Annotated in this window: 19 protein-coding genes and 1 pseudogene; 9 read left to right on the forward strand and 11 right to left on the reverse strand. The window is 69.6% G+C overall.

What is annotated here, in order from left to right:
- Nucleotides 1–37: 37 nt before the first annotated feature.
- Together ACZ48Z_RS09135 and ACZ48Z_RS09140 are read right to left on the reverse strand one after the other, a co-directional pair.
- Nucleotides 38–187: a helix-turn-helix domain-containing protein gene (locus tag ACZ48Z_RS09135; protein ID WP_468735151.1), complete on the reverse strand. Its 150-nt coding sequence runs from the start codon at nt 185–187 to the stop codon at nt 38–40.
- 309 nt (nt 188–496) lie between these two features.
- A pseudogene (locus ACZ48Z_RS09140) lies at nt 497–735 on the reverse strand (citrate/2-methylcitrate synthase); the annotation flags it as partial.
- Nucleotides 736–813: 78 nt separating this feature from the next.
- Between ACZ48Z_RS09140 and ACZ48Z_RS09145 the strand changes: the two are divergent.
- Nucleotides 814–1,392 carry a histidine phosphatase family protein gene (locus ACZ48Z_RS09145; RefSeq protein WP_468735152.1) on the forward strand — a complete coding sequence of 193 codons (579 nt, stop codon included), beginning with the start codon at nt 814–816 and terminating at the stop codon, nt 1,390–1,392.
- Nucleotides 1,393–1,406: 14 nt separating this feature from the next.
- On the opposite strand, the gene ACZ48Z_RS09150 is transcribed toward ACZ48Z_RS09145, so the two are convergent.
- The 4 genes from ACZ48Z_RS09150 to ACZ48Z_RS09165 form a co-directional block, all read right to left on the reverse strand.
- Nucleotides 1,407–1,754, reverse strand: coding sequence for a hypothetical protein (locus ACZ48Z_RS09150; RefSeq protein ID WP_468735153.1), 348 nt, complete (start codon nt 1,752–1,754; stop codon nt 1,407–1,409).
- Between the two features lie 160 nt (nt 1,755–1,914).
- Nucleotides 1,915–2,673: a CbtA family protein gene (locus ACZ48Z_RS09155; RefSeq protein WP_468735154.1), complete on the reverse strand. Its 759-nt coding sequence runs from the start codon at nt 2,671–2,673 to the stop codon at nt 1,915–1,917.
- A gap of 20 nt (nt 2,674–2,693) precedes the next feature.
- Nucleotides 2,694–2,915, reverse strand: coding sequence for a CbtB domain-containing protein (locus ACZ48Z_RS09160; protein ID WP_468735155.1), 222 nt, complete (start codon nt 2,913–2,915; stop codon nt 2,694–2,696).
- A 144-nt stretch (nt 2,916–3,059) separates the two neighbouring features.
- Nucleotides 3,060–3,794, reverse strand: a complete 735-nt coding sequence (locus ACZ48Z_RS09165; protein WP_468735156.1) for a hypothetical protein — start codon at nt 3,792–3,794, stop codon at nt 3,060–3,062.
- Nucleotides 3,795–3,938: 144 nt separating this feature from the next.
- Here ACZ48Z_RS09165 and ACZ48Z_RS09170 point away from each other — a divergent pair, with 144 nt between their 5' ends.
- Nucleotides 3,939–6,962: an MGH1-like glycoside hydrolase domain-containing protein gene (locus ACZ48Z_RS09170; RefSeq protein WP_468735157.1), complete on the forward strand. Its 3,024-nt coding sequence runs from the start codon at nt 3,939–3,941 to the stop codon at nt 6,960–6,962.
- Between the two features lie 507 nt (nt 6,963–7,469).
- Here the strand turns inward: ACZ48Z_RS09170 and ACZ48Z_RS09175 are convergent.
- The 4 genes from ACZ48Z_RS09175 to ACZ48Z_RS09190 form a co-directional block, all read right to left on the reverse strand.
- Complete coding sequence (locus tag ACZ48Z_RS09175; RefSeq protein ID WP_468735158.1) at nt 7,470–8,156, reverse strand: hypothetical protein; 687 nt, start codon at nt 8,154–8,156, stop codon at nt 7,470–7,472.
- Nucleotides 8,153–8,677: a SigE family RNA polymerase sigma factor gene (locus tag ACZ48Z_RS09180; protein ID WP_046260254.1), complete on the reverse strand. Its 525-nt coding sequence runs from the start codon at nt 8,675–8,677 to the stop codon at nt 8,153–8,155. Before ACZ48Z_RS09180 ends, ACZ48Z_RS09175 begins: the two co-directional genes overlap by 4 nt.
- 101 nt (nt 8,678–8,778) lie before the next feature.
- On the reverse strand, nt 8,779–10,755 hold the full coding sequence (locus ACZ48Z_RS09185; RefSeq protein WP_468735159.1) for a Xaa-Pro dipeptidyl-peptidase: 1,977 nt from the start codon (nt 10,753–10,755) through the stop codon (nt 8,779–8,781).
- A 408-nt stretch (nt 10,756–11,163) separates the two neighbouring features.
- Nucleotides 11,164–11,778 carry a TetR/AcrR family transcriptional regulator gene (locus tag ACZ48Z_RS09190; RefSeq protein WP_468735160.1) on the reverse strand — a complete coding sequence of 205 codons (615 nt, stop codon included), beginning with the start codon at nt 11,776–11,778 and terminating at the stop codon, nt 11,164–11,166.
- Between the two features lie 177 nt (nt 11,779–11,955).
- Here ACZ48Z_RS09190 and ACZ48Z_RS09195 point away from each other — a divergent pair, with 177 nt between their 5' ends.
- The 4 genes from ACZ48Z_RS09195 to ACZ48Z_RS09210 all read left to right on the forward strand — a co-directional run bounded on the left by ACZ48Z_RS09195 (nt 11,956) and on the right by ACZ48Z_RS09210 (nt 16,889).
- The gene (locus ACZ48Z_RS09195) at nt 11,956–12,885 is read left to right on the forward strand and encodes an MBL fold metallo-hydrolase (RefSeq protein ID WP_468735161.1); all 930 of its coding nucleotides are present in this window, start codon (nt 11,956–11,958) and stop codon (nt 12,883–12,885) included.
- Between the two features lie 123 nt (nt 12,886–13,008).
- Nucleotides 13,009–14,610: an MFS transporter gene (locus tag ACZ48Z_RS09200; protein ID WP_468735162.1), complete on the forward strand. Its 1,602-nt coding sequence runs from the start codon at nt 13,009–13,011 to the stop codon at nt 14,608–14,610.
- Nucleotides 14,607–15,551, forward strand: coding sequence for a fumarylacetoacetate hydrolase family protein (locus ACZ48Z_RS09205; RefSeq protein WP_468735163.1), 945 nt, complete (start codon nt 14,607–14,609; stop codon nt 15,549–15,551). Before ACZ48Z_RS09200 ends, ACZ48Z_RS09205 begins: the two co-directional genes overlap by 4 nt.
- Before the next feature lie 498 nt (nt 15,552–16,049).
- Nucleotides 16,050–16,889: a TauD/TfdA family dioxygenase gene (locus ACZ48Z_RS09210; RefSeq protein WP_468735164.1), complete on the forward strand. Its 840-nt coding sequence runs from the start codon at nt 16,050–16,052 to the stop codon at nt 16,887–16,889.
- Between the two features lie 56 nt (nt 16,890–16,945).
- On the opposite strand, the gene ACZ48Z_RS09215 is transcribed toward ACZ48Z_RS09210, so the two are convergent.
- Nucleotides 16,946–17,548, reverse strand: coding sequence for a TetR/AcrR family transcriptional regulator (locus tag ACZ48Z_RS09215; protein ID WP_468735165.1), 603 nt, complete (start codon nt 17,546–17,548; stop codon nt 16,946–16,948).
- Between the two features lie 516 nt (nt 17,549–18,064).
- Here ACZ48Z_RS09215 and ACZ48Z_RS09220 point away from each other — a divergent pair.
- The 3 genes from ACZ48Z_RS09220 (at nt 18,065) to ACZ48Z_RS09230 (ending at nt 21,311) form a co-directional block, all read left to right on the forward strand.
- Nucleotides 18,065–19,105: a Rieske 2Fe-2S domain-containing protein gene (locus ACZ48Z_RS09220; RefSeq protein ID WP_468735166.1), complete on the forward strand. Its 1,041-nt coding sequence runs from the start codon at nt 18,065–18,067 to the stop codon at nt 19,103–19,105.
- A 9-nt stretch (nt 19,106–19,114) separates the two neighbouring features.
- Nucleotides 19,115–20,077, forward strand: a complete 963-nt coding sequence (locus tag ACZ48Z_RS09225; RefSeq protein ID WP_468735167.1) for a PDR/VanB family oxidoreductase — start codon at nt 19,115–19,117, stop codon at nt 20,075–20,077.
- A 130-nt stretch (nt 20,078–20,207) separates the two neighbouring features.
- Nucleotides 20,208–21,311 (forward strand): ABC transporter substrate-binding protein, encoded by a 1,104-nt coding sequence (locus ACZ48Z_RS09230; RefSeq protein ID WP_468735168.1) that lies wholly within the window; start codon nt 20,208–20,210, stop codon nt 21,309–21,311.
- The last annotated feature ends 33 nt before the right edge of the window (nt 21,312–21,344 follow it).

A 21,344-nucleotide genomic window follows, 5' to 3' on the forward strand; every position in this document is an offset into this window, starting at 1 on the left:
ACTGCGCATGAACCTGGGCCACAGCGCGCCGATCGGGTCAGCCGAGGACGTAGGTCTCGTCACCGAAGTCAGCGACGATCTTCAACTTGCCGCCGAGCGCCCTGACGTAGGCAGCGAGGGTGTCGACCTCGCTGCGCTCCAACTGACCCTTCTCGATGCGGGAGACGCGGGCCTGGGCGACACCCATGGCTTCGGCAACCTGGACCTGCGTGGTGTGCTGCCGCTTCCGCAACTCGGCGAGGTCGGCGGAGCCGGCACACGAAAGGAAGCGCCTGATGGCCGATGCGCAGCCCGTTCTCCACGCCGGCGGTATGACCCACAGCGACGCTCCGACGGCTCACCTTCCTCTTCACGCACCGTTGTGTACATCCGGTCAGTGACCGGATGCTGGGGTTCTCAGGGCGGTGTCGGCCGGGTGAGTCCAGCGTTCGCGCCGCTGCGGCGACATCGTCCAGGCCATCGACGACCTCGACGCCGACGTCGTTGTAGCGCGCGGCTAGGAACCCGCCAGTACCACCCGCTGGTCCGGTCCCGCGTAGTGCGAGGGGCCGGATCAGCGGGTTGTGGGTGAGCTGTTCGGTGACATGAGCGGTCCAGCCGGTGGTGCGGCTCATCACGCAGATTCGGCGTCAAGGCGGGGATGTCGACGCCCATCAGGTGGTGGGCGAGGCCCGGGTGGTCCAGGTTCGGGTGGATGCTGTTGCGGGTGGACATCGCGTGCCGCAGGGCCACGTACCGGACCACCACTTGCCCAGGGCGGCGTCCTGCATGATCGTACGTGCCCTATCCGCCAGAGGCAGGAGGCACGGTCACGTGACCAGCCGCGTCACTCTCATTTCGCCCGCCATGAGCCCGTCACTGCGTCAGGCCCGCTTTGACGACGGTATGACCTCGCTCGACGACGACGGCACCGCGCAGGCCCGCGCGGCGTCCGCGGTCCTGCGCCCGGCCGTGCGCGTCGTCACCTCGCCCAGCGTGCGCTGCCGGGAGACCGCTGCGGCACTCGGGCTGGCTGCGGGTGAGTCGCCGGCCGAACTCGCGGGACTGCATGTGGGCCGCTGGCAGGGGCTGACCCTCGACCAGGTCAGCAGGTCCGAGCCGGAGGCGGTCGCGCTGTGGCTCGGCGACCCGGACTCCGCGCCCCACGGCGGGGAATCGGTGCGGGACCTGTGCTCACGGATCAGGCGGTGGTTGGACACCGCGTCGCACACGGACGGCCACACGCTCGCCGTGGTGGAGCCGGACGTCGTACGGGCCATGGTGGTGCATGTGCTGGGGGCGCCCGCGGGGGCCTTCTGGCGCGCGGACGTTGCGCCACTGACGGCGACCGAGATCACGGGGCGGGCCGGACGCTGGAACCTGCGGATGGGGCACGCGCTTCAGGTCGCCTGATCCCGGCACGCGCTTCAGATCGCCTGATCCCGGTGACGGCGCAGCAGAGCCGCGATCGCGCACCGCAGGCAACCGGTGTCGGCGTTCCTCTCCGCAGCGGCGCTGTGGCACGACGACGAGCAGGTGGGCGGTGCCGTCCCGGCCGGCACGTCGCGGCCGTCCTCCGCGGCTCCGACCAGCGTCTCCAGTTCTCGCAGCAGTCGTTCCGTCCGTTTCGCCTGCTGGGCGAGCGCCCGGACCCGGGCGCTCTGGCCACCGATCCGGCGGCGGCCGGCGACCAGTTGCCCGAACTCCTCGACGGGCGGGGCGACGGCCTCGCGACCGCCGAGGGTGATGTGGCGGGGCTGGGGGCCTCTGGCCACGTGAGTCCTCCGCTGCTCGCCCTGGCCGTCCGCGGCTGTTCGGTCAGCTCGGCCGGCCGGGTCTGCTCGATGTGCCATGTCGTCGTCGGAGTCGGGTGTCCGAGGAACGCGAAGGGCCCGCGGATGGTTCCGTGGGCCCTCTCGCGTGTGGTGGGTCATGTCAGTTGGGCGCGGCGACCGGCCGTCGGCCCGTGGCGGCAGCCGACACGGGCTTGGGGTTGAGCAGCCGTTCGGCCAACTCACCGAAGAGCAGGCCGAATCCGGTCCACAACGTGAGCTGGATGGCCAGCGCAGAGAGCCGGAAGCGCCACAACACGGTGGCCGGGAAGTCCTTCGGCACCTCGTTGATCACGGGCAGGAACTCGTACGCGAGCCCGATCACCAGGACGAAGGCGGCCACCGCGATCACGGTCGCCCACCAGGCTCCCAGGCTCGGCGCGAGGCGCTTGCCCACAATCGTTGCGGCGAGCGCCAGGAGGACGCTGAGCAGCATCATCAGGAAGTACAGGGTGGTCCGCTTGCCGATGGTGTCGGGGTCGCCGACAGCGGGCGGGTTGGCCGGGTACTTCAAAAACGGAACGACGTAGACCGCCAGCAGCGCGCTGCCGGACAGCAGCAGTGCGGTCGCCCGCGGGCTGAAGCGACCGACGCGGCCGAGCGCGAAGCAGTAGGCCAGAGCGACGATGCCGCCGAACGCGACGCCGTAGACGAGGACACCGGTGGCGAGACCGGCGGTGGACTGCAGGGAGCGGGAGACGATCTCCATCTCGTGCTCGTGGGAGTGGGCATCCTCGAAGGCGATCGCCTTGTCGACGTTCGGTTCACCGAGGAAGTAAGCGACGACGAGGGCGAGCACGCCGGCAGCGAGACCGGCGAGCATGCCCCGCACGAGAAGGTTCCGTACGGTTGCGGAGTTCATGAGGGTCGGTGTCCCTTGCGTCAGTGGCAGGGGAAGCCGAGCAGGTGACGGGCGTCGTGGACCCACTCGTGGACATCCGAGCCGGAAACGACGGAGGTGGCGCCCTGCTCGGCGCCGACGAAGTAGAGCAGGACCAGCATCAGGATGCCGAAGAAGACCGCCCACGGGACGATCGCGCCGATCGGCAGCTTGGCGGGGAGAACGGGGGTGGTGGCGGTCGGCTGGGCGACATGCTGAGCCATGGCAGGGCCTCCTCTGGGAGTTCGCGTCCCATCTCGGTGGTGCATTGGACGACGGCTACGGGTCTGACTCGCCGCCACCTCCTGCGAGGCGAGGGCACACAGTGGCGCGACCGTTCCGGATTCCCACCGGCTTCCGTCTTGCCGTCATCGATATCGGACCGACGGTACCGCGTGTCGGGAACATGGCCAACACCGCCCGACCTGGCGTGATCTTTTCCGTGGACCGTCGCTTGCCCATCGGCGACCCGAAATCCCCAGTGGTGTCCGCGGGTTGTCGAGCAGACCCGGGTGGACGGTGCACTTCGTGAACCGCGACCTGTCCCCGCCCACGACCACGCGTTCCTTCCTGGACGTACAGCCTGATGACTTGATGTCGTGGCTGGATGAGGCAGGTCTGCCCGACGGCCTGCCGTTCCTTCTCCCGCCGCGGTTCGAGTACGACGTCGAGCTCAACTCGTACTTCCTCCAGGCGAATCCGACGGCGCCGTGGAACAGCGACGCCAACCGTGATGACACCGCGCCGCCATACAGCACGACGGTGGCCGTGCCGGCCGCGAAGGGCGGGCTGACGATCGGTATCAGGGCGGTGACGTGCAGGATCTTCTGCCCCGGCACATCGAGCCTGGCCTGGACGAACGCGAACAGGAAGCCCAGCGCCGTTCCGCACAGGCCGACGAGAGCGCCGAGCACCAGGGTGTTGCGCAGGATGGCGAGGTCGGCCCACGAGGTGAAGAACCCCGCTCGGCGGGGGAGCGCGTCGGGCGCGAAGACGCTGGCGAGCACCGCGACCAGCGGTGCGACCGCGCCGATTCCTTCCCTCGCGGGACCGTCGGAGGAGCCGACCCGTACGACGACCGGCCAGTACCGACGCGCCCGCACCGAGTTGCCCGGGCTGTCGGCTCGCTTTGCCGGATCTATTGACTTGCTCTCCCTTCCGTCATTACCGTCTGGCAGAATTTCGAACGACGTTCGACATATCGAACGGCAAATACCTCGCATGAGTGCCCAATGGAGGACACCTCTATGCGTCATCGACCCAGACCCAGCACCCGCCTGGTGGCCGCCCTGTGCGGCTCGACGCTGTCCATGGCCCTGTTGACCGGCGGACCCGGGGCGACCCCCGCCCAGGCGGCCGACGACCCCAACGCGGTCGCGCTCGACAAGGACGCGATCCTCGCCGCCAACCAGCTCGACGAGCCGCAGTGGTACAAGGACAACATCCCTTTCCTCGACACCCCCGACAACGACATCGACGATGTCTACTACTACCGGTGGAGCACCTACAAGCGTGCGCTCCGCTACACCGTGCCGGGTACGGGTTATGTGTCGACCGAGTACGACGTGCCGATCGGCTACGCCGGGAACCCGTACACCGCGCTCCCGGACGCGGCCGGCTACCACCTGCTGGACGGGCGCTGGCTGCGCAACCGGGACTACGCCGGTGACTACCTGGACTTCTGGCTGCGCGGGGCGGGCAACCCGGGCGCCCGCAACTTCAGCGAGTGGATCACGAGCGCCGCGTACCAGCGTTATCTCGTCACGGGGGACGCCGCCCAGATCAAGTCCGCGCTCCCCCACCTCATCGCGCTGTACAAGCGCTGGGACTCGAACTTCAACACCGACGTCACGGTGAACGGCACGCAGTCCACCAGCGACCTGTACCACCAGACCCCGCTGTCCGACGCCACGGAGTACACCGAGACGTCGATGCACAGCAGCGACTGGTTCGGCGGCGGCCGCGGCTACCGGCCCACGATCAACGCGTACATGTTCAGTGCCGCCCAGGCCATCAGCAAGATCGCCACGCTGAACGGCGACACGGCGACCGCGAACGATTACGACGCCAAGGCCGCGCAGCTCAAGTCGGCCGTGCAGAACTCGCTGTGGGACCCGCAGCGCAACTTCTTCATGCAGGTCTACAACACGGACACCACCAACGGCACCCTGAAGCAGACCAGGACGACCTGGCGGGAGCTGATGGGCTACGCCCCGTGGGCGTTCAACCTGCCCGACGCGCAGTACTCGTCGGCGTGGAAGTACCTGACCGACTCCAAGCGGTTCAAGGCACCGTTCGGACCCACGACGCTGGAGCGGGTGCACGACTTCGAGGCGGAGCAGGCCACCCGCAACCACGCCAACCTGTTCAGCTCGTCGACCGCCTCCAACGGGCAGTACGTCGGGCAGATCGACTTCGACGACAGCTACGTCACCTTCACCGTGGACGCGCCCGGCGCCGGGACGTACCCGGTGACCGTGCACTACGCCAACGGCACCACCGGCACGTCGACCCACAAGCTCATCGTGAACGACGACACCGCCAACCCGATCACGGTCGGCTACGCGCCCACCGGGGCCTGGCAGAAGTTCTCGGAGTCGCAGGCCGTCACCGTGCAGGTCCCCCTGAAGGCCGGCGCCAACACGCTGAAGTTCGCCAAGGGCACCAGCTTCGCCGAACTCGACCGGATCACGGCGAACCCGTACTTCGACTACCAGGCGATCCCCGCCACGCAGCAGCGTGACGACGCCAACTGCTGCCACTGGAACGGCCCGAGCTGGCCGTACCAGACGAGCCAGGTCCTGACCGGCATGGCGAACCTGCTCCAGGACTACCCGGCGCAGAGCTACGTCACCAAGGCGGACTACCAGACGATGCTGGCGCAGTTCGCCGACCTCCAGCACAAGGACGGCAAGCCCTACATCGCCGAGGCCGCCGACGGCGACACCGGCGCGTGGATCTACGACGGCCTCAACTTCAGCGAGAACTACAACCACTCCAGCTTCAACGACCTGGTGCTCACCGGTCTGCTGGGCATCAAGCCGCAGGCGAACAACACGCTGGTGCTCAAGCCGCTGGTCCCCTCGGGCTGGGACTGGTTCGCGGTGGAGTCCCTTCCCTACCACGGGCACACCTACTCGATCCGCTGGGACCGTGACGGCACGCACTACGGCAAGGGCAGCGGCCTGCAGATCTTCCAGGACGGCCAGCGCATCCAGCAGTCGTCGACGCTCGCCAACACCACCGTGAACGTGGCCGCCCCCGTCACCCCGGCACCGGCCGCCCGGCTGATGAACGTGGCGGCCAACCCGCTGACCGCCGAGCAGGACTGGCTCGGCCGGACCATCACCCAGCCTTACCCGAAGGCCTTCGCCTCCTACACCAACACCGTCTCCAACGGTCCGCACTGCCACAGCGGGCAGAGCTGCAAGCCCACCACCTTCGACGCCCCGCTGCGGGCCACCGACGGCTGGATCCGCTACGACAAGATCCCCGACGACCGGTGGACCAACTCCGGCTCGCCGAACGCCACCGACCACCTCGGCGTCGACTTCGGCGCCCCTCGGAAGATCAACGAGGTGAAGTTCTACACCTACGACGACGGCGCGAACATCCGCGTCCCGGCGAGCTACACCGTCCAGTACCTCAGCAACGGCTCGTGGGTGAACATCCCGAACCAGACCAAGAGCCCCGCCACCCCGGTCGCCGACAACGCCAACGAGGTGACCTTCCCGACGATCACGACCTCCCAGTTCCGGGTCGTCTTCACCCCCCAGGCCGGCAAGTTCGTCGGCGTCACCGAGCTGGAGTCCTGGTACCCGGAGACACCGGCCGTGAAGATCGTCAACAAGAACAGCAACCTGGAGCTCGGCATCTCCGGCTCCTCGATCGCCGCGGGAGGCGCCGCCCAGCAGCAGACGGCCGACGCCACGGCCAACCACCAGTGGAAGATCGTTCCCGCCGAGAACGGCTACTACAAGATATTCAACGCCAACAGCGGGCAGGTGCTCGGCATCAAGGACGCCTCCAAGACGGCCGGCGCCACCGCACTGCAGTGGGGTGACACGCTCACCGCCGACCACCTCTGGTCCGTGGTGGACGCGGGCGGCGGCTACTGCAAGATCATCAACAAGAACAGCGGCATGGCCCTGGGCATCCAGGACATGTCCACCACGTCCGGGGCCCAGGCCCTGCAGTGGGACGACAACGGCACCGCCGACCACCTGTGGCGCATCGCCGCAGCCGACGGCTCCACACCGTTCAACTCCTGACCGCCCGTCCGCCGTGGTACGGCCGCCGGCCGGGGTCCGGAATTCCAGGTCCCGGCCGGCGCTGTCGCCATGGGGGCACATCCCGTTGCTTCGGGTCGGGTGCCGAGTCGGCTCTCATCCTCGCGTCCCGAGCGCGCAGGCAGCAGACGGCTCAGAGGAGGCACGGAGTCGATCCCGCCGGCTCGGGCCACTGGGTGCCGGGACAGAGGCCGACAGCACCTTGATCACCCGCCCCGCCACAGGTCGGAGTCGCCTACACGCCCCCCTCACGGCGCGGGACCCACGAGAAACCGAACACGCGAGCAGCGGAGCCGCAGTAGCCCTCAGGCCGGCCGCCCCGGCCGGTCGGCCGCGCTCCCGAACCGATGGGCAAGGCAGTCACAGCCAGGAGTGAGACAGCGACCAGGACCGCGCGACACTTCGAAACCAGGGCCTCTTGCTTCTCGCTGGATTCGACAACCGCGAGCTACCAAAAGGCCCTTCTTCCGTGCACCCGCACCGGCCGACTCACCCGGACCAGGCGCTCGCGCCCACCGCGGTGGCGGACGACCGGGTGAGGATCTCGCTCGCCTGGTCGATCACTGCCCGCGAGGCGTCGTTGAGGCAGGCGTAGCCGCCCCGTGTCTCTCCCCGGTCGTCGGCCCGCGGCCGGACGGCGACCAGTTGCCGGTTCCCTCCCGCCCGTTCGCACCAGTCGTCGACCGGGTACACCTGACGCACCGTCACGCGCGCGTCGGTGTCATCGCTCCGGACGTAGAACACCAGCACCGCGCCCGCGCTGAGAGGGGTCAACGGGGACCGGGAAACCGGACTGAACGAAACGATGGCACGGGCCCCTGAACGGGCGTCCGCCGGCAGGGCGACCTGCCACCCCCGACTCGGCTCCCGGGTCAGATCGGCCCGCGGGATGTCGGTGAACCCGGGCGGCGCCCAGGATGCCGGCGGTGCTGCCGCGGTTTGCTCCACAGGCGGGGAGGAGGGCCAGGTCTGCACCACCACGCCGACCGCCGCGACGACGACTGCGGCGGTGGCGCCCGCCAGCCGGATACGACGACGGCGCCGGTACGCCGTCACCCGCTGCCGGATCTCCTGGACCCGCCGGGGATTCGAGCCCGCCGGAGTGGCCCGGGCCAGCATCAGACGCAGCAGTTCCTCTTGCGGCCCCTGTGCCGTCTCTTCTTCCGGACGCGTCACGGCTGTTCACCGACTTCCAGGAGATGTGACGGCGTGAGCTGGTGGCGCAGGAGCCGAAGTGCTTTGACGGCCTGGCTCTTGACCGTGCCGGGACGGCAGCCCAGCACCTGGGCGGTCTCCTCCACACTCAGGTCCTCGAAGTAGCGCAGCACCACCACCGCCCGCTGCCGTGGCGGCAGTTGACGGATCACGGAGGCCAGCGACTGCTCCAGATCGATGTCGGCGAAGACGTCGCGGGCCGGGGAGACCTCCGGGAGGTCCCGCGTGGGTGTCTCGCCCCGCCAGCGCCGTCGCCACCAGGTCGCGTAGGTGTTGACCAGCGCCCGGCGCGTGTACGCCTCCGGGTTGTCCCCCGCAATGCGCGACCACTTGGGCCACACCCGGGCCAGAACCGTCTGCAAAAGATCCTCCGCCGCGTGCGCGTCGCCCGTCAGGAGCCATGCGGCCCGGTACAAGCGGTCCCCGCGGGTGGCGACGAAGTCCTCGAATCCCGGCTCGCCGTCCGCCGCCGACTGGTTCACTCCGTCGCGCCCCTGCCCTCGTCGTCCCTCCCGTACCCCGTCAACCACACGGCGTGGCCGAACGGTTGCCTGCTCGGGCGCAGTGAACTGTCCGGTCGCCATCAACCCAGCGCCGCCGTGAGGGCCTTGGATCCGCCGACAGCCGCTGCCCGCAGGGAGGTGCGGGCCAGGTCGAGGGTGATCGTCGGCCGGTCGGCGGCCCGCTGGGCGAAGCCGCGGTCGGTCCCCGCGATGATCAGGGCGAGTCGGTGTCCTGCCGGGACGACGTGGTCGGTGGCCGCGAGGTCGAGGGTCAGAGTGCAGGGCTTGCCGGGCGCCAACGCCGCGACCTTGTGGGCGTCGGCACAGGTTCCCAGGGCGGCCCAGCCCCGGCTGAAGACGGTGGAGGTGACGTGCGTGGTGTCGGCCTCCGTCTGCTTGTAGCAGGCGCTGTCCGCGGTGGTGCTCGCGCCCCAGCAGGTCCGGCCGACGAGCGTGGTGATGCCCAGGCCACCGGAGCCGTACTGCCGGATGGTCGCCGGTCCGATGTCGACGAGGACTGCCGACAGGACGGCGGTGGGCGTCGTCGGGGTGGCGGTGACGGTCAGCTCGGGTGAACCCGTCAGGTGCAGGGCCTTGCCGAGCGGCTGGGTGAGGAAGCCGGACTTGTCCGGGGTCGAGGTGGCGGCCTGCTCGGCCCAGTCGAGTTCGCTGTGGCCCTGGTCGTCGGTGAAGGTCGCGGTCCCCGTGCCGGGTGACGTGCCGAGGGTGCCCACGCCTTCTTTCGCGCCCCTGCCGGGGTTCAGCGTCACGGACGCGGCTGCCCTGGGTGGCCAGACGGTGTCCGTGGTCCAGTGGTCGGGGGTGCGCTCCACGTCAGCCATCGGCGCGCGGTCGATTCCGTTGTCGTAGCCGAGGAGTTCGTGGTCGAACCAGCGGTGCAGCGTGTCCACCCACTGCGCGCGACGGTAGTCGAAGGGGTCGACGTGCCCGGTCTGGCTGAGCCAGATCTTCCGGTGCACCCCGGCCTTGGCGAGGGCGTCCCACCACCGGCCGAACTCCTTGGGACGAACGGCGAGGTCCTGCAGACCGTGCACGACGAAGACGCTCGCCCCGACCTTGTCCGCGGCGGCCACGTAGTCCCGTTCGCTCCAGATCGGCGACCAGTCACCGGACCGGGCCGCCTGGTCGCCCAGCGGCTTGTTCACGGCGGCGCAGCGGGCGCCGGTGGCGTCGGTCTCGACCGTGCGGATCAGCGTGCTGGGGGTCGGGGCGCTGCCGACCAGTTGGACCCCCTGGGAGAAGTAGGCGTCGTACCAGGAGGAGATGGAGCTGATCGGGACGATCGTCTTCAGCCCGCGTACACCGGTGGCGGCGACGCCGTTGGCGACGGAGCCGTCCCAGCTCTTGCCGATCATGCCGGTGGCGCCATTGGTCCAGGACGCGGTGGCACGCTGGGATCCGGTACGGGTGGTGTAGGCGTGGGCACGTCCGTTCAGCCAGTCGATGACGACCTTGGCGGACTGCACGTCGATACGTCCACCAGCGTCGGTACAGCCGTCGGAGCGGCCGGTGCCGGGGAGGTCGACGGCGACGAAGGCATAGCCGCGGGGCACGAAGTAGTTGTCGTAGAACAGCGGCATCCGGATCAAACGGCCCTTGGCGTCGTACGTCTTCTTCTGGTTCTCGTTTCCGCGGCCGCAGCACGAGTAGTAGGGGCTGGCCTCCATGACGACCGGGATCTTGCGGCCTTTCGCCGCGGGTTCGCCCGGACGCACGATGTCGACGGCGACCCGGTCCTCCTTCCCGTCGCCGTCCGAGTCGAGTCCGGTGCCGACCCAGACGCTCTCCCGCACGGCCTTCCGGTACGAGTACACCGCTTTGCTCTCCCCGGACAGGCCCGGCTCGCCCGTCCCGGACCCGTCCGGCCCGCTCACCGCCGGAGAGGCCGACCCGCCCGTCTCCGCCGTCGACGGGCCTCCCAGGAAATGGACGCCGGCCAGCAGCACGGCGGCCACCGTGGCTGCGATCACCGCCACGGTCAGCGGCGCGCGCGGCCCGCGTCGGCGAGGTGACGCATCAGATCGGTGGGAACGCATGGACGCAGCCTTCGGTCGCTCGGCATTCGGACACAGGGCAGACGACTCCGCACGATCGCGGGGCCACCGCCTCCATGCCGTCAACAACCTGGGTACCGTTGGAGGTTGCCCTGTTCCGGAAACGTCTGCCGGCCACCCCTGCTCCAGCCGCGTGCGGTACGGCCGGCCTCGGCCCCGTCACCCGCGCGACCGTGCGCGGCAGCGGCGGGCTCGCCGCACTCGCCGCTGTCAGGCCCGCGAAGCCGAACGCCGGGCAGGCGGCGAGAAGCGGCAACGCCGCCTCCCCCGCAGAAGACGGGGAGAAGGTGCCGAAAGCCGAGACACATGCGGGGAAAACGAGGAGCAGCCCCAATTGAGTGATCACCCGCCGGCCGGAGTGCATGCGGCGGTGCAGGGTGACATGTCGCGTCAGACGGCTTCGCCGACGAGGAGGCCCAGCAGGACGATGTCGAGCGCGCCTGCAAGGCGCTGGTGGAGGTCGAAAGGGGCTGGTTCCTCTCGGATCCAGCGCAGGATTGCCGTGAAGTAGCAGGCGGCCAGCAGTTGTCCGGCCTGGTCGCAGTCGACGTCCGCCCTGATCTCCCCGCGCTGCTGCCCCTGTTCGACGATCCTGGCGAGTTCGATCTCCAGAGACGGGTCCTGGAGGAGGCGGCCGTACCGCGCGGAGGCGTCCATCAGGACGGTGGTCTCGGCGCGGGAGGCGACGTTGAGGTCGGCCATCTCCGTCAGGTAGCGGCGCAGCCGGTCGCCGACCGGCAGGTCCTCGGCGTGCTGGGAGCCGAGGATCTCGTTGACGCGGACGCGGCGGCGGGCTCCCCATTCCTCGAGGAATCCGACCTTCTGTGAGAAGTGGTTGAAGACGGTGGCCCGGGCGACGTCGGCGCTTTCGGCGATCTGGTCCATGGTCGTCGCCTCGTACCCCTGAGCGACGAACAAGTGCAGCGCCGTGGCGTAGAGCAGGTCGCGCACCTGCTGTCGCTTGCGTTCCCGGCGTCCGGCGGGCGGTGCTGCGGGCGTGGGCACCAATTCGCCTCCTGCCTCCGGGGTCTTCATGGCCGTCAGTACAGCACACGGCCGCAGGGGTATTGACGCCACCCCACCTCCTTCTTAGATTAGCGGCCATTGATGGACCTCAGTCCAGCAATGTACTCAAGTCTCGCCATCTGGCGCGGGGCAAGAACAGGAGGCAACGTGGCTTCCGTGGCATCCCGGACAGGCTGTGTCGAGCTCGGACATGGCTGTCACGCCTGGATCGCGGGCGAGTCCGGATGGGGCATGAGCAACGCCGGGCTGATCACCGGCCGGGGCGAGTCACTGCTCGTCGACACCCTCTACGACCTGCGGCTGACCAAGAACATGCTCGACGCGCTGACGCCGCTGACCGCGACCGCGCCTATCGCCACCGTGGTCAACACCCATGGCAACGGCGACCACTGGTTCGGCAACCAGCTCGTGGCCCACGCCGAGATCATCGCGGCCCGCGGGTCCGTGGTGGACATGCGCCAGGTGGGTCCGGCCGAGATGCTGGCGCTGACCGGCATGGACAGCCCTGCCGGACACTTCGCGCGACGGATCTTCGGCCGCTTCGACTACGCCGGCATCGAACCCGCACTCCCGAACCGGATCTTCGACGGCGAGACGATCCTGGACATCGGCGGCACCGAGGTCCGCCTCATCGACGTGGGCCCCGCGCACAGCGCCGGGGACACGATCGTGCACGTGCCGCAGGCCCGGACCGTCTACACCGGCGACATCGTCTTCGCCGGGGCGGCGCCGGTCGTCTGGCACGGCCCCTTCACCCGCTGGCTCGCCGCCTGCGATCTGCTGCTGGGCCTCGACGCGGACATCGTCGTGCCCGGCCACGGCCCCGTCACCACCAAGCAGGCGGTCCGTGAGATCCGCGACTACCTCGAATACGTCCATGAGCAGGCCACCGCCCGCTTCAGCGCCGGAATGCCGGCCCTGGACGCGGCCCTCGACATCACCCTCGGCCGCTTCGCCGACCTGCACGAGAGCGAACGCCTCGCCGTCAACGTGCACACCGTCTACCGGGAGCTCGACCCCACCCTGCCCCCACTCGACGGCCCCGGGCTGTTCGGCTGCATGGCCGAGCTCTGCCCACGCGTCTGACGACGCCCCCGCCTGCCCTGACAAGGCCCCACCCTCCATCGACGGCGCACCGCCCCTCCCGATGCGCGCAGCTCCCCGCCGTCCCCCGGGCCGTACGTCCCGCCAACCCTCCAAGGAGGAGACATGGTCTCGACCCCTGCCTACGACCCACCCGCCGCCCCGTCGTCCGATGCCGCACCGGCCGTTGCAGCACGCCACACCGGCACGATCATCGCCGCCTGTCTGGCCGTCTGCCTGGCCCAGATCGGACTGGTCCTGCCCGCCGCGATCAACGGCGTCATGCAGCGCACCCTCCACGCGTCCGGCGGAGAACTGACCTGGATCAGTGACGCCTTCCTGGTGCCCGCCGCCGTCCTCGCGCTGACCTTCGGCGTCGTGGGCGACCTGTACGGCCGTAAGAAACTGGTGGTCTGCGCGGCGCTGCTGTCCGCCGTCGGCTATCTGGTGTCAGCCACCTCCGACTCGGCAGCCCAGCTGATCACCGGTCAGGCGATCTCCGGCATCGGGGCCGCCGCGCTCTTCCCCGCCTCCTTGTCCATGATCACCTCGATCACGACCACCCCGGCCTCGCGAGCCAAGGGGCTGGCCTCCTGGACCACGGCCCTGTCGCTCGGCGCCTTTCTCGCCCCGCTGATGTCCGGCGGGATCGTCGAACACGTCTCCTTCCAGTGGGCGTTCGGCGTGACCGGCGTGCTCGCCGTGATCACCGCGGTGGGTGCCTGGCTGCTGGCCGCCGAGTCCAGCGCCCCCGAGGGCCGCTCGCTCGACCGGCCGGGCCAGATCGCCATCGCCGTGGCCATGCTCGCCCTGCTGTACGGCATCATCCAGGGCCCCTCCGACGGCTGGAGCTCGGCGCCCGTCGTCGCGTCCTTCGTCGCCTTCGCCGTGTTCATCGTCGCGTTCGTGCTGGTGGAGAGCCGCAGCGCGGCCCCGATGCTGCGCCTGGAGCTGTTCCGCATCCCGGCCTTCGCCGCGTCGGCCGCGATGGCGGTGATCGGCATGTTCGGCTTCCTCGGAGGCGCGTACGACCTGAGCATCCGCCTCGGCGTCATCCAGCACCAGAGCCCCTTCCGGACCGCGGTGCCCTTCCTGGTCATCCAGGGAGTCACCCCGCTCATCTGGCCGCTGCTGGTCCGCCTGCTGCACCGCGTCGGCCCCGGCCCCATGCTCGTGACCGGGTTCGTCTCGCTGGCCGGCGCCCAACTGTGGCTGCGCGCGGTGCCGATCCACGAAAGCGGCCTGATCCCCCTGCTCGGGCCGCTGGTGCTCAACGGTGTCGGCTTCGGTCTGGTCGTCGCCGCCATCACCGCCGCTGCCGTCAACGTCGTACCGCCCACCCTGACCGGCATGGCCAGCGCCACCACCAGCCTGGTCCGCGACCTCGGTCAAACCCTCGGCCCGGCGATCGTCGGCGCCGTCGCCCTCGGCATGGCCACAAGTCAGCTCACCGGCAGCCTCGCCGACGCGGGCCTGACCCCCAAGGAGCACGGCATCGCCTCCGCCGTCCTGCACGAGGGCGGCCCGCTCGCCCTGCACAGCGCCGACCTCGGCCCGCTCAGCGCCAAGCTCGCCCCGTACACCACGGACGCCCTCGCAAGCGGCTATAACAACGGACTGATCCTCACCGCTGTCGCCTGTATGGCCGCCGCTGTGATCGCCGCAGTCTTCGTCGGCTTCCGGCCCAGCGGCACGCGGCCGGCCGACGCGGAGGGGAGCACGGCGTGAAGTTCGCGTCCTTCGTCCACGACGGGAAATGGCAGTCGGGACTCGTCGCCGACGGTCAGGTCCACCCGTTCGAATACCCCGTCGAACTGCTGGACCTGATCGTGGAGGGCGAGCAGTCCCTGCGCGGGGCGGGCGAGCGCGCCCTCACCGGCTCCCTGCCGCTGCCCCTGACCGACGTACGGCTGCTGCCGCCGCTGCGACCGCCGACCGTACGCGACTACATGACCTTCGAGAGCCATGTCGCGGGCATCGCCCAGGGGTACGGCGACACCGTCCCCGACGAGTGGTACGAAGCCCCCGCGTTCTATTTCACCAACCCGTACGCGGTGATCGGCGCCCACGACGACGTGCCGGTGCCGCCGGGTTGCGCACGCTTCGACTTCGAACTCGAAGTGGCCGCCGTCATCGGCAAGCCCGGCCGGGACCTGACCCCCGACCATGCGCGCGAGCACATCCTCGGCTACACGATCCTCAACGACTGGTCCGCCCGCGACCTGCAAGGCCGCGAGATGAGGGTCAAACTCGGCCCGGCCAAGGCCAAGGACACGGCAACCACCCTCGGCCCCTGGCTCGTCACCGCCGACGAACTCGAACCCCACCGCAACCCGGAAGGCTTCCTCGACCTCGCCCTGACCGTCCAGGTCAACGGCGAGACCGTCGGCCAGGACCGACTGGCCAACATGGCCTGGACGTTCGAGGAGATGGCGGCGTACGCCTCCCGCGGCACCTGGATCCGCCCCGGCGACGTCCTGGGCTCCGGCACCTGCGGCAACGGCGGCTGCCTGGCCGAACTCTGGGGCCGCAACGGCACCTTCGAACCCCCGCCGCTGGCCCCCGGCGACATCGTCACCATGACGGTCGAGGGCATCGGCACCATCAGCAACACCGTCGTCGAGGGCGTCGCCCCGATCCGTCTGCCATCTGCCCGCCGCAGGGGATGACCCCCCGTACTCGTGGGGGCGAGCCGGAGCGACGGGTCTCTCTCCCCCGCCTGATGCCTCCGCCCCTGAACAACCCGCCTCTGGCCCACCCCGGTGCCCGACACAGTGCCCGGCACCGGGAGAAAGGCATGAACAACGCGGCATGGCGATCGCGGCGGCGATACTGCCGATGTTGCCGCCGCCCCGCTCGATCATTCCCCGGACGAGTCGTGTGCTGAGGACGAAGGTGGCACGCACGTTGGTGTCCCATGACTCCGCGTTCGCTTCGAGGTCCTCGTCGAGGGCCGGCTTGATGCCGGTCCGGTAGCTTGCCCCGTTGTATCCGCGGGCGGGATGACGAGGCGGTGCCCACCGTGGTCGAGGACCGCACCGCGATCACGGTTCGCGTGGGCAACTCCAAAGCACGCGAGCACGTCACGTTGGGGAAACATGCGGCTTCTACTCTGATTGAACCGGTTGGTTCAGTCAGGCTTGGTTCCGCGGGCTTCAGGAGGCGGTGTGCCGGACGTCAGCTCCGCAAGTTTCATCCCCCGCAAAGTCACCGGCCCACAAGAGGCGGCGAAGGTGCTCGCCGCCGAGGGCGCGGCCATTGTGACCGGGCTGGCGGACGAGGAGAAGGCGGTCGCGATGGGCCGCGCAATCATGGGGGACCGGGCCGTGCGTTGCGGCACCCAGTTCGAGGCGACGAAGGAGAGCGCCCGGGTCGAGGGGATGCAGATGAAGGCGCAGCCCGCCGACAGGCGCGGCCGCAAACGCGACGCCAGCGGCTCGGCCGAGGAGCGAATGGTCGCCCACAACGACGGCTTCGCTTTCGGTGACTACGCCCCTGACCATCTGTTCCTGTGGTGCGAGCGGCCCGCGGCCGGCGGCGGCGACTCCTTCCTGATCGACACCACCCGGCTGCTGGACCTGCTGGCCGCCGATCCCGGCACCGCCACGCTCGCCGACTTCTGCCGCACTGTCGACATCGACCACTCCGAGCCCAACTACCCGCAGCACGGCTTCTCGCCGATCGTCCGGCGGACCCCGTCGGGCCGCTTCCAGGGCCGTCACCACCCCTATCTCGCGCCGGTCGAGGGCCCGTTGGAGCAGGAGCACTGGACGTATGTGCGCGCCTGGCAGGACGCGGTCGTCGCGGCCCGTGACAGCGGGCCGATGTTCCGGGTGGGCCCGGGTGAGATGATCTGCATCGACAACTACCGGGTGCTGCACGGCAGGGACGGGTACAGCGACCCGCTGCGCAAGGTCTGTTCGATCTGGGGCTGGAGCCAGGACGCGGTCGCGGTTCCGGACGGTCCGCTGGACATCGTCGTCCCACGGATCCCGATGGCATCGTGAAAACTCCGTCATTCCAGGGAGATGTGACGGGATGTCAGGATCCGGATATCCAAATATCAGGGTCCAGGAGCGGTGGCGGCCGTCGCCGCCCGCCGGGCGATCGACTCGGCGGCGGACGCGATCACCCGATCGGTCCCGGCCCGGTCGCCCGAGGTGATCAGGTCCAGTTGCAGGCCGCGCCACAACGCGACCAGTTCCCGGGCCAGGTCGTCCGCAGTGGCCTCCGGCACGTCGCCGCCCAGCGAGACCGCGATTCGTTCGCGCCACTCGCTGCCCACCGACCCCAGGAAGCTGTCGAACCGGCCGCGTTGATGCGCGGCCAGGCCCAGTACCTCGAAGAACGTCCGGTGGAACGGCAGGTTCTCGGCTGCCGCCACCGCGTCCCAGGCCGCGGCGATCCGCTCGCGCAGCGGGCGCAGCTGGTCGTCCATGATGACGAACGCCTCGCTGAGAATCGGGAAGCGCCCGCTCGCCTCGGCCAGCGCGGCCGTGATCAGCTCCTCCTTGGAGCCGAAGTAGTACAGCAGCATGCGATTGTTGGTGCCGATCGCGCTGCCGAGCTTGCGCAGGGTCAAGTCCGCGACGCCGTGCTCCAGGACGTAGTCCGCGGTCAGCCTCAGCAGGCGACCACGTTCGGACAGGGCCGGGGTATCGGGCATGGCCGGCACATTACCCGCAGCTCAATGGACGTAACCGAGCGGCCAGGGGCCGACGGGAAACTCACGGACACGGCGGCCTTCCGCGGGCGCTCGCTGCGGCGCCCGACCCAAACCGGGCACGGAACCCGTAAGTAACAAACACGGAATGACAGGGCAATCTCTGTGCGTCAGTCTCGGCTTGGTCGTCCGGCGGCAGACAGTCGGCACTGAGCACGGAGGGATGCGCGATGAGCTTCGTCAGCGCGTGCAGCACGGACCTCCGGTGCCGTGCCCACCAGTCGGCCTGGACGCGCGGACGCGTGGCGCACGGTTCACATCCGGAGTCCGAGGGCTCTCACACCTGACCTCGTACCGATGACCGCGCCCGGGGCCCTGCCCGGTCTGCGGTTCCACGGTGCCTCCACCCCGGGACCGCACTCTTTCGTCTCGCACGTGTCCCACGCCGCCGTACTGGCGTGCGCGCCTCACAGGTGTCTGTCCGGCCGTTCCCAGCCGCGCCACGCAGAAGGATTTCGCATGACCACTGCTCCACCCCGGCCTGCCCTGCCCCGCGGCTGCACGTTCGATGCCGACGACTGGGCGATCCTCGCCCGGCACTGGTACCCGGTCGCCCTGTCGAGCGAGATCGGCGACGCGCCGACCGCCGTGCGCCTGCTCGACGAGACCCTGGTGGCCTATCGGGTGGGCGGCGATGTGGTCGTGGCCCACGACATCTGCCCGCACCGGGGGGTGCCGCTGAGCCTCGGCCGCGGCGACGGGAACGGCATCACCTGCGCGTATCACGGGCTGCGCTTCGGTGACGGCGGGCGGTGCGTGCAGGTGCCGGCCCATCCGGAGTCGAAGATCCCGTCCCGGCTGAACCTGCGGACCTACCCCGTCGTCGAGCGGTACGGGCTGGTGTGGACCTGCCTGCGCCCCGAGCCCGACACGGCCCCGGTGATCCCGGCCATGGCCCACTGGGACGAGGCGGACTTCCAGCAGATCAACTGCCCCTGGATCGACATCGCCGCGTTCGCCGGCCGCCAGGTCGAGGGCTTCCTCGACGTCGCACACTTCGGCTTCGTCCACCTCGACTCCTTCGGCGACCCCGACAACACCGAGGTCCCCGAATACACCCCGGTACGCCACCAGTACGGCCACTCCGTCGACTACTGGAGCACCGTCAGCAACTACCCGCACGGCACCAAGGAGGCCCCGCCCGGCTTCCGGTGGCTGCGCCACTTCGACGTGCACCTGCCGTTCACGGCCACGCTCGTCGTGCACTTCCCCGATGGCGGGCTGCTCAACATCATGAACGCCGCCTCCCCCGTCTCCGCTCGCCAGACCCGCATGTTCGCCCCCATCGCCCGCAACTTCGACACCGACCAGCCCGTCCAGGCCGTATACGACTTCAACCGCACGGTCTTCGAGGAGGACCGCACCGTCGTCGAGGTCCAGAAACCCGAGAACCTCCCCCTCGACCCGAGACTCGAAGTGAACATCCCCGCCGACCGCAGCTCCATCGCCTACCGCCGCGGACTGCGCGACCTCGGCCTGAGCCACTTCTTCACGGCGTAGGGGCCCACCGTGCAGACACTCGACGTCATAGTCCACACGATCTGCCTCGCCTCCGGCACCAGCCGCAGTCACGAACTCCGGACGGCGGACGGCGGGGCCCTGGCGTCCTTCGAGGCGGGCGCCGAAAAAGGCCGTCACGTGTTCTGCGTACGGCGTGACGATGCAGGCCGGGGCGGCTCCCGCACCCCGCACCGTGAGCTCACCGTGGGCCGACGGCTACGGATCTCGCCCCCGCGCAACCACTTCCCGCTCGTGACGGCCGGGCATCACGTGCTCGTCGCGGGCGGTATCGGCAGCACACCCCTGCTGTCGACAGCCGAAGACCTGGCCGCGCGGGGAGCGTCGTTCGTCCTGCACCACTACACCTCCGGCGCGGCGGAGGTCCCCCTGCTGGAGCGGCTCCAGACCTCCGCTCTCGGCGAGCGGGCAGTGGTCCACCACAGCGAGCAGGGGGACACCGTCCGCGCGGGGCTGCCCGCCGAACTACAGGTCCCGGAAGCGGACACGGCCGTCCATATCTGCGGGCCCGACGGCTTCATGACCCACGTCGTGGCCGAGGCGACCGCTGCGGGCCGGAACCCCGGGCAGCTTCACACCGAACGCCTCGCCCCGGCGGCTCCGCCATCCGCCGAACCCGGAACCGGAGCCGAAGCCGGAACCGAAGCCGGAGACGGGGCGGAAGCCGAAGTCGCCACCGCGTTCACCGAACGGATCGCGAGCATCGGCACCGGCACCGGCACCGGCTGTCCCGTCCCCGCAGACCGCACCATCGCCGAGGTCCTCACCGTCCACGGCGTCGAGGTCGGCCTCTCCTGCGAGCAGGGCATCTGCGGCGCCTGCCCGACCCCCGTCCCGGCCGGCGAACCCGACCACCGCGACGAGGTCCGGTCCCCGGACGAACGCGCGGCGGGCGACCGGATCACCAACTGCTGCTCCCGCGCCCGCACCCCCGAACTTCTCCTCGACCTCTGACCCGGGATCCCGTATCCCGGGCCACCGCTCGACCGGAGACCGGCCCGGCATTGTCCGGGCCTCGCCCCACCCACGTTCCTCATGTCAGCCAGGAGCCGGTGCCGACCCGGCCTGTGAAAGGAAGCGCGCCATGACCACAAGTTCGAACAGTGACGACAGAGCGTTCGCCGCCCCCGACCGCCGTCTCTTCCTCAGACGGGGACTGCAGTTGGGCGGTGCCGTCCTGCTCGGCGGTCCGCTGCTCGCCGCGTGCGGCGATTCGGACTCGTCCTCGGCCTCCTCCCCGGCCTCCTCCGGTTCCAAGAGTTTCGGTGAGCTGACGCTCCGGCTGTCGTGGATCAAGAACGTCGAGTTCGCGGGCAGCTACATCGCGGACAGCAAGGGCTACTACACGGACGAGGGCTTCTCGAAGGCCACGCTGATCGGCGGCGGCCCGTCCGCGACGCCGATGGAGACGGATGTGGTCACCAAGAAGGCGCTCGTGGCGATCAGCGCCCCCGACATCACGGGCGCGGCCGTCGCCAAGGGCGCGCCGCTGAAGATCATCGGTGCGCAGTATCAGAAGAACCCGTTCTGCATCATGTCGATGGCCAAGGCCCCGATCGCCAAGCCGGAGGACATGTACGGCAAGAAGATCGGAGTCCAGGCGGGCAACGAGTCCGTGTGGGCGGCGTACATCAAGGCGACCGGGCTCGACGAGTCGAAGATCACGAAGGTACCGGTGCAGTTCGACCCGCTGCCCCTGACCCAGGGCACCGTGGACGGCTGGTTCTCCTTCGTGACGAACGAGCCGAACGCACTGCGTCTGAAGGGCTTCAAGGTCGCCACGATGCTGCTCGCCGACACCGGCTATCCGCTGGTCTCGGAGACGTACATCGTCCGCCAGGACACCATCGACAAGCAGCGTGGCCTGCTCAAGGCGTTCCTGCGCGCGGAGATCAAGGGCTGGAAGGCGAACATCGCCGACCCGGCGCTCGGCGCGAAGCTCGCGGCCGAGACGTACGGCAAGGGGCTCGGGCTGACGACCAAGGAGCAGACCCTCGAGTCCAAGGACGAGAGCGCGCTGATGGTGAGCGCCGACACCAAGAAGAACGGCCTGTTCACGATCACGCAGGCGCTGATCGACGAGAACATCAAGACGCTGAAGTACGGCGGCCTCGACATCACCGCCGACAAGCTCTTCGACCTCTCGATCCTCGAAGAGGTCTACAAGGAAGACCCCAGCCTCATCTAAGGCCCCGGCGGTACCGGTGCGGCCCCGTCGGCC

This window comes from Streptomyces sp. NPDC031225 (genome assembly GCF_055570355.1).